The sequence below is a fragment of the Heyndrickxia oleronia genome (genome assembly GCF_017809215.1).
Lineage (GTDB): Bacteria > Bacillota > Bacilli > Bacillales > Bacillaceae_C > Heyndrickxia > Heyndrickxia oleronia.
Map to the genome: position 1 here is coordinate 3,019,287 of NZ_CP065424.1, position 13,566 is coordinate 3,032,852.

Consider the following 13,566-nt stretch of genomic DNA (forward strand, 5'->3'; position numbering starts at 1 on the left):
TTTCTTTTTTATTTCTTTTTATGTAATGATTTTAATGCATTACGGAACTCATCGTCGTCCATTTCCTGCTTCTCCTCTTGTTTGCCTTTTGCTAGATGGCTTAATGCTTGACGAAACTGTTCATCTTTCTCTCCGGTATGGTGAATCTCCCTATTCTCATGATTATGTGATTTATGAGGAATTTCATTCTCTACTTCTACTCCAATTTTCTTTCCACTTTCAACCGGTTTAACTTCTTTATATTTCTTAATATTAGCAATGAATGTAATAAGAATCGCTAATGTCAAAACAAAATAGATGGAAAGTGCACCTAGGGCTTGACCAAGGCCTGCTTCTAATCTTCCGTCATAATAAAGCAAAGCCCTAATACCGTCTACAATATATCGTGTAGGTAAAATATTACTGAATAGTCGATGGACAATTGGTAGCGTTGATAATGGAAATGCTCCACCACTCGAGAATATCCCCATAAAATTTACCGAGAACATTACTAACATTCCCCATCCACCTAAAAATACCGCTATCGTTTTAAATAACAGAAACATGGTTGTACAACTAAAAAAAGTAAAGAGGAATATCGCCCAAATGCTTGAAGCATGTGCACTTCCAAAGATTCCAAATACCCCTAGTTGAATAAATATTGACACACAGAATGTTAATATGAACCCAAAAATTATTTCTGAAGTAAGGACTTCAGATTCACTTAATGCCGATCCTCTTTTTTTCAAAGTACCATTACTGCGCAAAAGATATCCATGAATCATATTTGCTCCTAACATCCCAGTAATGGAGGATATAAGAGCCATAACAAATGGTGTCATTCCTTTATTAAGATTAACCGGCAGCCCCAGTACATTTGTTGAAACAATCTTCACTGGATTGTCCAATAGTGAAGCATTCTCCGGCGCTAAGCTCATTCCTTTTTGCAGCAGTTCTTCTTTAAATTGGCTGCTAATTTCTTTGGAGGTAGATAAAGCGACAGTTTGAAGGGTGTTACTTGCAATCATAGTGGCAGTTTGTCCAATCCCTTCATTTAATAAAACTTCTAAATCAGCTGGTTGACCATTCGTAAGACCAGAAAGAAGGGTATCATGAACTTCACCAAGATTTTTTGAATAATCTGAAGGGATAATTAATGCTCCATAAGCTTTGTTATTTCTTATATCGTTGAATGCATCTTCCCTATTTTCATCTACCTTCCATTTAAAAGAGTTCCCATTTTGTTTTTCGATAAGATTTAATAGTATAGCATCGCCAATTTTTCCTTTATCTTCATTTACAATAATTAGAGGTACATCAGACATGTTTTGTTTTGCACCTTTAAATATTGGCAGATAAACAAAGACCATGACTAGCATTAATAAAGAAATTAACCAAATTGGAAACCAAGAGGAGCTTAATTTAAACAATTGATTCACGATCGAAATCCCCTAACAACGAATATATTTTAGTCATTTTATTATGTCCATCTTGTTCGTGATTATGAGGATTTAAAAAGAGAACTATTTCATTAAAAGGAGAAGTGTTGGTAACTCTCTTCCTTGCACCGCTACGTCTAAAGCAGTGAGGCTGACTCCAGTTCATTCATTAAGAAGTAAAAGAAGGGATTTTTTTTTAACCAATTATTGATATAGCCATAGTCGCATTACAGTGGAAATACATACATAATCGAGGATAAAAGTTAAATTATTAACAGTTCAGTGCCTGATGAATAATATAGGGTTTTAGACTGGTGCGTTTGAAAAAAGTATCACTCATATCGAGGACAAGTAAGCAGTATTGTGCCTATTATATAAAACATAACTTTTACAACTTCTATACTAAAGAAGAAATAGATGTAACTGAGTTTTATTTTCATGGAGAGAAACTATATTTATCCCCAATTCTAGATTTATATACTTTATACTTTATGGGGTTACTTATCAAATACACTCCCTAAATGAATAACTGTTGCCATTGTCCCAAATACCTATACCTTGATCGATTAATCACACAAAAAGGAATAAATAAGCCTAATAGTTTAAAGGCAATTTTTCTTTTATTCGAGTCCTGAACAGGAGAAAGCGAAATTAGCTTCGAAACTACTTTGGGAACGATGTTTAGTAAATAAAAAATTAGATAAACAAAAGTGGAGCTATGAAAGCTCCATTTTTTATATAGTTAGTTCTCAATTTTTATTTGTTATGTTCTTAATAACCATATTATCTTTGCTAATTCTACTCAAATCATTAATTCTTTTATTATTATCTAGTTTTTGAGAGCTTAAAAAGAATTTCTAAAGATGGGTTATATTTAAATTCCAATGGACACCCAAATAATAAGAAATATTATCTGATTTTTTTAATTATCTATTTTTTATCAAGTTCATTGAAGTTAGTCCAATCTTTGAAATTGAATGATTATATATTTTTCTTCTATTCTTATTTAAACCATACCAAACCCATGTAGCAGTATGACCCTCCATGGTGTTTGGATTATCAACGACAACTTCTTATACATGGATAATAAAATTATTGCCTTCGTCGTGATCATGCTTAATATCTAATATTGTCTCACTAAACTTCCGCTTGTTTATTAATTTTAATATTTTTTTACTTTTGTTATTATTGTGATATTATCTAATATGAGGGGTGGGGGTAAGATTTTAATGCATTATTTTTCTGAAGTTTTTTATGGGAATCTAACAATTTTTGTTCTATTAGAATCTCTTGTATTTGGTATGGTAGTTTCACTATCTATTTATTTCTTTTCTAAGAATAAATGGTGAAGTATTCTACTGAGTGTTCCTTTTAGTGCAATTTATCTTTACATGATATATCGCTATTCTTTTCATTTGTACTTTATTGCTATTGAGCTTTTAATGCAGTATGCTTTAATAAATATAATAAGTATTGTAGCAAATCAAAAGAACAAAAAATAGATCAATCTTTTTAATAAAACTAAAGGAGTACTTTAACTCCTTTTTTATTTGCAAACATACACAAATAAACGGTCATGAATTCAAAAAAGTTCATAAAAAAAGAGTACATTCAATTACACTCATTCCAAAATAAAGTAATAAATAATTATCTTAAATTTAAGAGGATAATAAGCTAAAGTAATTACCGCTGCCATTGTAACAAATATCCATTGCTTTGTTTGTATCGATAACATTTTTTCTAGATAATCCCGGAAAAGGGATGACTATGCCTAGCAGTATAAAATCAATAAAAATCACATAAGTTCTTTCAAATTTATTTTCGACTCTTCTATCTTAATTTTGAATTTCAACATGTTTTTAGCAAGAATTCTTTTAAAATTTAACCCTATTGGAATCATTTTGTTTATTCTTATTGTCGTGACAATGCTTTTATATCTTTAACAATATTATCAAAGGGTACATTGTTATTTCCATCATAACTTTTAACTACAACTCCTTTTTTGTTAATTAAATAAAACTGATTACTATGTATTACCTGTCCATTTTCTGGTTTATTTGCAATAGTTTTGAAATTCTTCAAAGCAAAGTCTTTTATATAATCCTGTGAGTATCCACTTAACAAATACCAATTATCAGTATTCTCTGTAAACTTCTGTACATAAGAATTTAAAATCTCAGGGGAGTCCACTTCTGGATCAACACTAAACGAAGCGAAGTTTACTTTTAAATTCTCTTCCTTCACCATTTCTTGAATTTGTGCCATATTTGCAGTCATCTGAGGACAAAATGTAGCACAACTGGTAAAAATGAAGTCTACTAGCCATATATCTCCTTTTATATCCTTTAATTGAAAATCTTTATTATTCTGGTCTTTCATGTCAAATTCAGATAATTCCCAATCCATATCTCCTTTAAAATTACTACATCCTATTATTGCAAATATGGTTAATAAAAATAAAATGTATAGGATAGATTTCTTAATCATTGATCACACTACTTTCATTCTTTTGTTATACTCACTTTAACACAATTCGTAATAGAGTTTTATGTTATAAATAAGGCTTTTCCTTTAAGTGATCTATAAATTTTAGAATAATAACTATCTATTTATATTAATTTTTTATGTGTCCCACGTTCAATTATTTTTCCTTTTCTTAATATTATAATTTCAACAGTTAAATGTGCCAAGTTAGAAATATAGATAATTGATGTTTCTTTTGAGACACTCGATCCTTTGCTTTATACCTTCTCTTATGTGTTTTTCATTCCTGGTTTTACATTAACTAATGAAATCTATTAGATACCTCTGATAATTTAAACATCTGTTTTTATAATTGTTAAGCTTGTATTCTAAAAGTATCTAACAATGCTTGGAGTAATCTAATATATTGTCTCAAAAGGTTTTATTTTCCAATTTTTCACTTACACCTTTTGCTAAACAATAATAATTGTTTCCCTTCGTTACCTCTTTAAGGAACATAAAAAGACCACTCCTTTCTGGTTAAGTTTCTAACCGAAAAGAGTGGTCTCTTTACAAATGTGAAAGTTAAACCATTTATACATTAATAATTATGGAGAAAAATTCACTAATTCGTATTATTGATTTCAATAACCATCAATATAAAATTTATGATGTCACTATTACCCTATGTATTCAGGGGTTTATAGGTCTTACTTCATTTGCTGTTTATTCATAGCATTCATCATCTGATTGATTTTCTTTTGCGATGGTTTCATGCCCATTTGTGTCATCATCATTTTAAGCATTTGTTCATTGATTGGTGGATTTTTCTTTAAGTAGTTCATCATATATTTACGAGCTATGAAAAATCCTAGTGCAATACCAGCAAGTAATGCAACTAATATTAGTAAATATCCCCACCAGGCCATACTATTCCTCCTTCATGTTGTCTATGTACAGTGTACTAAATCCTCAATCATTATACAATATTTCAATAGTGTTTCAAATGTATTTTCTTTCTTTTATCGGTTTTATCCAGCCATAACGTTCATTTTCGAAGTCAATTGCTAATAAACGACCATCATATTTTCTTAAAATTTCTAAGAATGCTGATTCAGAATCAAATTTTCCCCATGCCTGTAACCTTAAACTATTTTCTCCTATCATTAATTCTACACCATTTGTCCGATCACTATCCCTAAATTTATACACATGACCCTCTACAATTAATTCTTTTTTCTTTGCAAAGGCTTGTCCCACTAAATACTGGATATGTAAAATAGGAATTGGTTTTGTAATATATTCAATTTGCCTTCGAATGATTTGTTTAAGTCTGCCGCTTACATGAAAATATTCAATAAACAAGTCGTAAAACATTCTTTCCCGTCCATAATAATACTCTGCAACCTCATCTTCTATTAAATAGATTTGATAGGCACGCATTATACCTCACTCCCGAGTTTGAATCGTTTCAACCTATTATAGACCTTATTTTCTGATTTTTTTGTCAAATACTGTTTCACTTGTCTGATTTTTTTGTCGAATGACCATTTCTTTTTAAATAGGTATACTATAATTAGAAATTAGTAGAAAGGGTGAGTTTTTTGAATATTCTTTGGGATTTTGATGGAACACTATTTGATACATATCCAATATATACAAATAGCTTTAAACAAATTCTTGGAAATATTCCCGAAAAAGTGATCTATCAACAATTAAAAATCTCCTATACTCACGCGGTAAATTATTTTCAATTAACAGAAGAGCAAACGAAAAGGATTAAAGAAATCGAAAATGAGGTCACACCTGAAGATATACGTCCTTTCCCAGATGTTGAGAAAGTTCTACAGTTCGCTAATTTAAATGTCATCATGACCCATAATACGAGGAAAGAAGTGGAAAATATTTTAACTCATTATCAGTGGGGACATTATTTTAAAGAAATAGTTACTATTGATAATGGTTTTCCACGGAAGCCTCATCCTGCATCTTATAAATATTTACATCAAAAATACGATCTCGACTTAATCATTGGGGATAGAGAATTAGATATACTTGCCGGCAAAAAATTAAATATTAAGACTTGTCTCTTTCAAAATAATCAAGCTGGAGCAGATTATTATCTTTCCCATTACAAAGACTTTTTTCAGCTCATGCAATACATAAAATAAAATAAGGCAATCCATTGTGTTCACAAATGGATTGCCTCTTTTATGTTTTATTTATTCATTAATGCTTTTACACGAGAAACCACATTCTCTACAGTAAATCCATACTCTTCAAGTACTTTTCCACCTGGTGCTGATGCGCCAAAGCCATTAATGGCAAGGATTTCTCCTTCATCTCCAACATAACGTTCCCAGCCTAGTGGAGCAGCCATTTCAATCGCTAAGCGTTTTTTCACTGTTTTCGGAATAACTGATTGTTTGTATGCATCGCTTTGTTCTTCAAAACGATCCCATGATGGCATACTTACTACAGATGCATGAATCCCTTCATTTAAAAGTACTTTTTGAGCTTCAACTGCAAGATTTACTTCAGAACCAGTAGCAAGTAATAATACATCAGTTGTTTCTCCTTCAGCAGGTGAAACAACATAAGCACCTTTTGCAACACCCTCATTTGCCAATTCTGCAGATGATTTCAGTGTTGGTAATCCTTGTCTAGTTAAAACAAGTGCTGTTGGTTTATCCTTAGATGTTAATGCTAATCTCCATGCGGCTGCTGTTTCATTTCCATCTGCTGGACGGATAACAGATAGATTTGGCATTGTTCGTAAGGATGGCAATTGCTCTATTGGCTCATGAGTAGGTCCATCTTCACCTACGGCAATACTATCATGAGTAAATACATAAGTTACTGGAAGTCCCATTAATGCTGCTAAACGAATAGCTGGACGAAGGTAATCGGAGAACACGAAGAATGTTCCACCATATACTTGTAATCCACCATGTAAAGCCATACCATTCATTGCTGCACCCATTGCAAATTCACGAACGCCGAACCAAACATTGCGTCCATCATAATGTTCTGGTGTAAAATCTTTTTCTTCTTTGATCATTGTATTATTAGAGCCTGCTAAGTCAGCTGATCCACCAATAAATGTTGGTACATGTTTAGCAATAGCATTTAATACTTCTCCGCTTGAAGCTCTGCTTGCAAGGCTTTTTCCTTCCTCATAGACAGGAATTGCTTGATCCCAGTTTTCAGGAAGTTCACCTTTTATCGCACGGTCTAATTGCTCAGCTAATTCAGGATAAGCTTTTTTATATTCAGCAAATAATTCTTGCCATTGTTGTTCTTTTTTCACACCTGGCTCAACGATTGTTTCATTAAAACGATCATATACTTCATTTGGAACATAGAAATCCTCTTCAAATGTCCATTTATAATATTCTTTTGTTAATTTTAATTCATCTGCACCTAATGGAGCACCATGCACTGCTGATTTTCCAGATTTATTTGGAGATCCATAACCAATGACTGTTTTTACTTCAATCATCGTTGGGCGTGTAACATCTGCTTTAGCTTCTGCTATCGCCTTTTCAATCGCCTCAAAATCATTCCCGTCTTCTACACGAATATATTGCCATCCATATGATTTAAAACGACCTTCAATGCTTTCAGAGAACGATTTATCTAGATCTCCATCTAAAGAAATATCATTTGAATCATACAAGACAACTAAACGTCCTAATTTTAGATGTGCAGCTAAAGATGCAGCCTCACTTGAGATACCTTCCATTAGGTCACCATCACCACAAAGTGCATATGTATAATGGTCTACTATATCAAATTTGTCCTTATTATAAACTCCAGCAAGATGACGTTCAGCCATTGCCATACCGACTGCCATTGCAATTCCTTGTCCTAAAGGACCTGTAGTCGCTTCAACACCCTTTGTATGACCATATTCAGGGTGACCAGGAGTTTTACTACCCCATTGACGAAATTGCTTGATTTCATCCATGCTTAAACCATAACCAGCTAAATGAAGTAAGCTATACAATAGCATAGAACCATGTCCAGCTGATAAAACAAAACGATCTCGGTTAAACCACTCAGGATTTTTTGGATTATGATTCATCATTCTTGTCCAAAGAGTATAAGCCATTGGAGCTGCTCCCATTGGTAAACCTGGGTGTCCAGAATTAGCTTTTTCAATTGCATCAATGGAAAGTGTTCTAATCGTATTTACGGCTAATTGATCTGTATTATCGAACATTTTGTCAACATCCTCTCTTACATGAATTCATCCAATTAATTATATTAGATATGTTTGTATTATAACTCAACTGTTAATACCTAAGAAAGTAACATAAGCTGAACTGTTTTATAGCAAACTTTCTTAAAATTATGTGAAACGATAAAAAGACTGAATACTCAGCCTTTATATAAATCATTCCATATAATTAATGTAACCGTTTTCTGTCCTGTACATCCCGCACTTTTTGTGGTGTTACGTCATTACCATTTGGATCAATAACCCGAACAGTTTCAATAGTGCTTTTCATTGATGACCGAAAACTCTCAAGATATTCACGACGTAAACGGGATTGTTCCTTTGCTTCATCTTCTGTTAAGCCTTGACCTTTTGCCTTTTTTGAAAGCAAATTAATTCTTGCAATTTTTTCTTTAGAAAGCATGTATGGCTACTCCTTTATATAAAAACTAAATAGCTATAAAACGATAAGGTTATCGTACTAAATATATTTGAACTTATCAAGAAAATAGCCCACTTAAGATTTATTTTTCACTTTTCATATATTCCTGATATCTTCGATTAACTGTTGCTTTCGATACATTATACCCAAAGCCTCTTAAGGTAGCAGCAATTTCAGCAAAAGTTAAGTCATTTTGGCGTAGACGAACAATTTCTTCAATAGGAAGTTCAATCCGGTCTCTTCCTTGCTCATTACGCTGTCCATTAAGATTAAATTCTGGGTGAAAGCCCTTATCTACAGCTCGTTTCATGCCTCTTTTTATTTTTAAATTATGTAATTTTCTTTGATATTCTTCAACCATACTGACAATATTAAGAACCATAGAGTCTGATTCGGACAATTCCAGTTCACCTTGGTGGGATACACAAAAGACCTTTACACCTTCCTTTTTTAGACAGTGAAGCAAAGCAATTTTTGCATTTCCTCTACCTAATCTTGTTTCATCCTGTACTAAAATAGCTTCTATATCTTCTTCTTTTATAAGATCAAATATTTCTAGTACTCCAGGTCTATCCAAATCGTATCCGCTAGCCTGATCTTTTATTATCTTAGTGACTTCAAATTTCCAGTGATTAGCAGCCTCTATTAATTCGACTTCTTGCCGTTCTAAAGATGTTTCCTGTGTTTGTTTATTTGTACTGACACGACAATATATAATTGATTTCATCCTTCATTTCTACTCCATATCATATGCAAGCTTGCTATTATCATTTAATAGGTGTTTCGCCTTTACCGGGATAATTAATTTCTCTCCAGCTTTAATATTATCCTCATTTAATTGATTTTTCTTAGAGACCCACTCAATAAACTCCTGTGAACTTAAGGAATGATTATCAGCATAGAGGTTAGCTATTTCCCATAGAGATTGTCCTTCATTAACGACAATTTCTTGATAGCCTGATGTATCTTCATCACTCGAGATCAATATATATAATCCTAAAAGGATCGAAATAACTACTAACATAATAACATAAGAGTATTTTTTCCATAGAGTAATCATATAATAACCCACCTTCGAATGTATGTTCGTTTATTTGATATCATTATAAAACGAACATACATTCGAAGTCAATGTTTTTTTCGAACTTATGTTTGTATTGGTAAAATATAAATGCTATACTAGTAATAAGTAAAGAGAAGTTTAATAGCCGGGGGTGTATATTATGACAAAGCTTACAAAAAGACAACAAGATATTCTTGATTTTATTAAGACTGAGGTAAAGTCAAAAGGATATCCTCCATCCGTACGTGAAATTGGGGAAGCTGTTGGACTAGCATCGAGCTCTACTGTTCATGGACATTTGTCGAGATTAGAAACTAAAGGTTTAATTCGTAGGGACCCAACTAAGCCACGTGCGATTGAAATACTTGATTTGGAAACAGAGAATATCCCACAACAAAGGGTTACTAATGTTCCATTATTAGGAAAAGTAACAGCGGGATTACCTATTACAGCAATCGAAAATATAGAAGAGTATTTTCCTCTTCCAGAACAATTAGCACCAGCTGATGAGAATATTTTTATGCTTGAAATTGTCGGCGAAAGTATGATTGATGCGGGAATTTTAGATGGAGATTATGTAATTGTACGCCAACAGCATACCGCCATTAATGGAGATATCGTTGTAGCAATGACAGAAGATGATGAGGCAACTGTAAAACGTTTCTTCAAGGAAAAAGATTTTTTCAGATTACAACCTGAAAATTCAACTATGGCACCAATTATTTTAAATAATGTAACCATTTTAGGAAAAGTAATAGGATTATACCGTAACATCATCCACTAATATGTACGAGGGACCAATTCAACAAATAATTGGTCTTTTTTATTTTATCTAATCCGACCATTTTTATATCTATTTATTACAGAATAAAACTGGAGAATTGTAGGATAAATGTCTGTTTACAAAGTTAAAGATACATAACAATAATAAAGTTCTATCAAATTCAGCCAACAAAAATACACTTACTATTAAAAAAAAGCCATTCTAATATTACATTTTATTAGGAATGACTTTTTCATTTTGATGGATTCATATTTTCTATTTAGAAGTAATTCTTATTGTTCGTTTTGATGTATTGTAATCAACAGTTGCTCCGAGGGCTTCTCCAACAAATCGTAAAGGGACTAGTGTTCTTCCATTCCTCACCTTTGCAGGAACATCGATTTGCGATACTTTTCCATTTACTGTTGGGGACTTAGCACCAATTTTTAAAATAATTTTTGTATTTGTTTTTATAGCGGTAACTACTTGATTCTTTTGATCCCATTGAACATTTGCTCCTAGACTTTCAAATATCCCCCTTAAAGGTACCAATGTTCTCCCATTTTCGATAACTGGTGATTGATCATAGGATTGTTTAACACCGTTTATATATACTTCTAATGCAGGAGTGACCGAGGGTTTCGACACTCGTTTAGCAGTTTGTCTTGATAATGAAATGGAGCCATCTGAATTGTGATAATGATATTGCCCAGTCTTCAATCCATATTTGCACAATTTGTTCTACATGTATGCCCACCATTGCCATCCAATCTACCAGGACTAGCACTCACGTTTATTGTAAATGGGATACAAATCAAAATAGTAGTTAGTAAAGCTATTAAACCTTTTTTTCTCACTTTTTTACTCTCCTTTTAATCTGTTACTCTTAGTCAATAACTTTTTATCGATATTAATACTGTATTTGTTTATTCAATCGTATCAAGTAACTCTACATCTATATTGTCAACATCTTCCGAGCTATGATATTTTTCCAAATGCCATTTATTCTTTAACCTTTTATAACCGTTTTCTTCAATCCACTTATGTAACTGATTGTAGGATTCTCCAATAAGACTATTCTTTCCCTTATGCCTCACTACAGCATAGCTTTGTCTTGGAATGGTTAATGCGACCATTTCTGTTGGTATATCTTTATAATCTGATACTTCAACACATACCCAATAGCCATCCTCATCCTTCGTTTCATTATCTACAACAAACGCTCCATAAAGTTGAAATGGATCAACAACCGTTGTAATATCTTTGATCTGTTCAAATAGTCGCCTTGTAGCTTGAGGAATTTCGATTATGTATTGTTCTGCTTCACATAATACCCTATACCCTACTAGCTTCAATTCAGCAAGATCTTTTATAATAACCTCCACTTCACTTCGTCCCCCCGTTCCAGTTTTCTAATGATCATAATTAATCTTACTCTTGTTTAAAACATTGTTGAAATATTAATTTATCATCATTTTTCATAATAGTCCATTATTATCAAATAATCAGAAAATCCTTCTCCTAGAAAAGGAGAAGGACAATTTTTATTTATCCAATAAACCTAGATTATCTAATACTGTTACAAACTCAGCTCTAGTTAATGGTTGATCTGGCTTCCACGTTCCGTCTGAATAACCCGTCATTATTTTTTTATCTATCGCCTTTTGAATTGCTTTACTTGCCCAGTGTTTCTTTAAGTTTTCTTTTTCTGGCACTTTTACGTCCTCCTTTTTAATATCTGCTTTCACCATCGTGATAAAATCTTTCCATTCAATCCCTTTGGCTCCACTCCTTAGATTACGAGGACAATTCTTTCCTGACCAATGATGATGTTGAACGACCTTTGAAACAGGAATATTATGATCATTCATCAGCTTTCTGGTTAACCACACTGCGTTTTCTACTGCCTTAATAAAATTCCCATCACTATTCACACAAATTTCGATAGCAATTGACTTCATATTGCCATCCCCATTACCATCTCCAGCATGCCAACCAACCTCGTTTGTTGGTAGTGATTGGTAAATAGAGTCATCATCAACAGTGAAATGCCATGAAGCCTGCCTCGAATTCCCTCTATATTGTAAATTAGCATGGGCTTCATCATCAGCCCCTCTGCTAGTGTTATCGGTCTCATGAATGGTTATATATTCCGGTTTCATTTTAATACCAGGTCGTGTAAATGTATTAGAAGCAGGGATAAATTTTTGATGTATGATCATTTTAATTTATCAACTCCTCTTTAATACAATATTCCGATATATCATTATTCGGAAAGGCTATTAGTCAAAAAGATTAAAATAAATACAAATCATTATTTTATTTCTAATATTACACTCAAAAAAAGCACCCATGATGGATGCATCAAAATTATTTTTCTCTTTTAAAAATAAATTTTATTTCATCCGTAAAGACTGAAGTTCCTTTTCCATCACTATTTCCATCAATAATCGGCAATGCTGAAACTAACTCCCAACTTTCTCCCCCTAATTTATCAAGATCTGCTGATAATGTAATATCATTATTAATAAATGTTTGATTGTTGAAAGTAAAGACTTTATATTCAAACTTCTTCATTTTTTCACCACACTCTTTTAGCTTCATTTATTTATTGAAAGGTTATTTACTTTTGATAATATGATTTATTATTTTTGTATAAATGATCTATTGGAAAACTATTCATAGTATTTGTTCAAACAAAATTATTTATGTAGGACAACTTTTTTACGTAAAAATACATTTGTGAATTATTTACAAAATCATAATTAGTGTGACCTGCCCCTCATTGAAAGAATTAATTTGTGAATTCCTTTCATTGCTTCTGTTCCTATGTAACTCCCTGTCATACCCAATAAGAAGCTGGAAGAAATGAAATATATTATGTAATATACCCCTGATCCGATTAACATATCTATAAGAATATACCTTTTAATTGTCGATCCTTTAATTGAACAAAAAACGACTTTATTTGTTGTAAACATATGTATCACATCCCACTGACTTTTTATTAAAATATGAATAAAATAAGTTGTCATATTCTAATCTCTAGATGATGAAACATTAGAGTAACCATATATTCAACCTTTGTTAAGAAAAATACGAATTCAACTCCCAAAAGAACTCCAACTAATTGTTATTAGACATTAGATTTACCTCATGTAAGCATAAGTAGTTCATTACTATGATGCATCTGTG

General features: G+C 32.2%; 14 protein-coding genes. 2 read left to right on the forward strand and 12 right to left on the reverse strand.

The features are described 5' to 3' along the window. Positions 1-8 precede the first annotated feature (8 nt). From I5818_RS15130 to sirA, 4 genes are all read right to left on the reverse strand, one after another. Entirely contained in the window at positions 9-1,418 is a 1,410-nt protein-coding gene (locus tag I5818_RS15130; protein ID WP_209391779.1) for an ABC transporter permease, read from the reverse strand. 1,911 nt (positions 1,419-3,329) lie between these two features. Continuing rightward, a complete protein-coding gene (locus I5818_RS15135) occupies positions 3,330-3,905 on the reverse strand; it encodes an SCO family protein (protein WP_058003822.1) in 576 nt (191 codons plus the stop codon). 686 nt (positions 3,906-4,591) lie between these two features. Beyond that, a complete protein-coding gene (locus I5818_RS15140) occupies positions 4,592-4,810 on the reverse strand; it encodes a YneF family protein (protein WP_058003821.1) in 219 nt (72 codons plus the stop codon). A 73-nt stretch (positions 4,811-4,883) separates the two neighbouring features. After that, on the reverse strand, positions 4,884-5,324 hold the full coding sequence (gene sirA / locus I5818_RS15145; protein WP_058003820.1) for a sporulation inhibitor of replication protein SirA: 441 nt from the start codon (positions 5,322-5,324) through the stop codon (positions 4,884-4,886). A gap of 161 nt (positions 5,325-5,485) precedes the next feature. On the opposite strand from sirA, the gene I5818_RS15150 reads away from it, so the two are divergent. Continuing rightward, positions 5,486-6,052 (forward strand): HAD-IA family hydrolase, encoded by a 567-nt coding sequence (locus I5818_RS15150; RefSeq protein WP_078110828.1) that lies wholly within the window; start codon positions 5,486-5,488, stop codon positions 6,050-6,052. Between the two features lie 47 nt (positions 6,053-6,099). Here I5818_RS15150 and tkt read toward each other — a convergent pair whose 3' ends face one another. From tkt to yneA, 4 genes are all read right to left on the reverse strand, one after another. Continuing rightward, positions 6,100-8,106 carry a transketolase gene (tkt, locus tag I5818_RS15155; protein WP_078110827.1) on the reverse strand — a complete coding sequence of 669 codons (2,007 nt, stop codon included), beginning with the start codon at positions 8,104-8,106 and terminating at the stop codon, positions 6,100-6,102. A gap of 187 nt (positions 8,107-8,293) precedes the next feature. Next, a complete protein-coding gene (locus I5818_RS15160) occupies positions 8,294-8,527 on the reverse strand; it encodes a DUF896 domain-containing protein (protein ID WP_078110826.1) in 234 nt (77 codons plus the stop codon). 100 nt (positions 8,528-8,627) lie between these two features. Continuing rightward, entirely contained in the window at positions 8,628-9,272 is a 645-nt protein-coding gene (locus tag I5818_RS15165; RefSeq protein ID WP_078110825.1) for a YneB family resolvase-like protein, read from the reverse strand. Positions 9,273-9,281: 9 nt separating this feature from the next. Further along, a complete protein-coding gene (yneA, locus tag I5818_RS15170; RefSeq protein ID WP_058006534.1) occupies positions 9,282-9,605 on the reverse strand; it encodes a cell division suppressor protein YneA in 324 nt (107 codons plus the stop codon). A 163-nt stretch (positions 9,606-9,768) separates the two neighbouring features. On the opposite strand from yneA, the gene lexA reads away from it, so the two are divergent. Then, positions 9,769-10,392: a transcriptional repressor LexA gene (lexA, locus tag I5818_RS15175; RefSeq protein WP_058006535.1), complete on the forward strand. Its 624-nt coding sequence runs from the start codon at positions 9,769-9,771 to the stop codon at positions 10,390-10,392. Between the two features lie 255 nt (positions 10,393-10,647). Here lexA and I5818_RS15180 read toward each other — a convergent pair whose 3' ends face one another. From I5818_RS15180 to I5818_RS15195, 4 genes are all read right to left on the reverse strand, one after another. Next, positions 10,648-11,106: a copper amine oxidase N-terminal domain-containing protein gene (locus I5818_RS15180; protein WP_078111422.1), complete on the reverse strand. Its 459-nt coding sequence runs from the start codon at positions 11,104-11,106 to the stop codon at positions 10,648-10,650. Between the two features lie 191 nt (positions 11,107-11,297). Further along, on the reverse strand, positions 11,298-11,756 hold the full coding sequence (locus tag I5818_RS15185) for a GyrI-like domain-containing protein (protein WP_078111423.1): 459 nt from the start codon (positions 11,754-11,756) through the stop codon (positions 11,298-11,300). Positions 11,757-11,915: 159 nt separating this feature from the next. Further along, a complete protein-coding gene (locus tag I5818_RS15190; protein ID WP_058006538.1) occupies positions 11,916-12,593 on the reverse strand; it encodes an N-acetylmuramoyl-L-alanine amidase in 678 nt (225 codons plus the stop codon). A gap of 148 nt (positions 12,594-12,741) precedes the next feature. After that, complete coding sequence (locus tag I5818_RS15195) at positions 12,742-12,948, reverse strand: DUF4177 domain-containing protein (protein WP_058006539.1); 207 nt, start codon at positions 12,946-12,948, stop codon at positions 12,742-12,744. Positions 12,949-13,566: the final 618 nt, after the last annotated feature.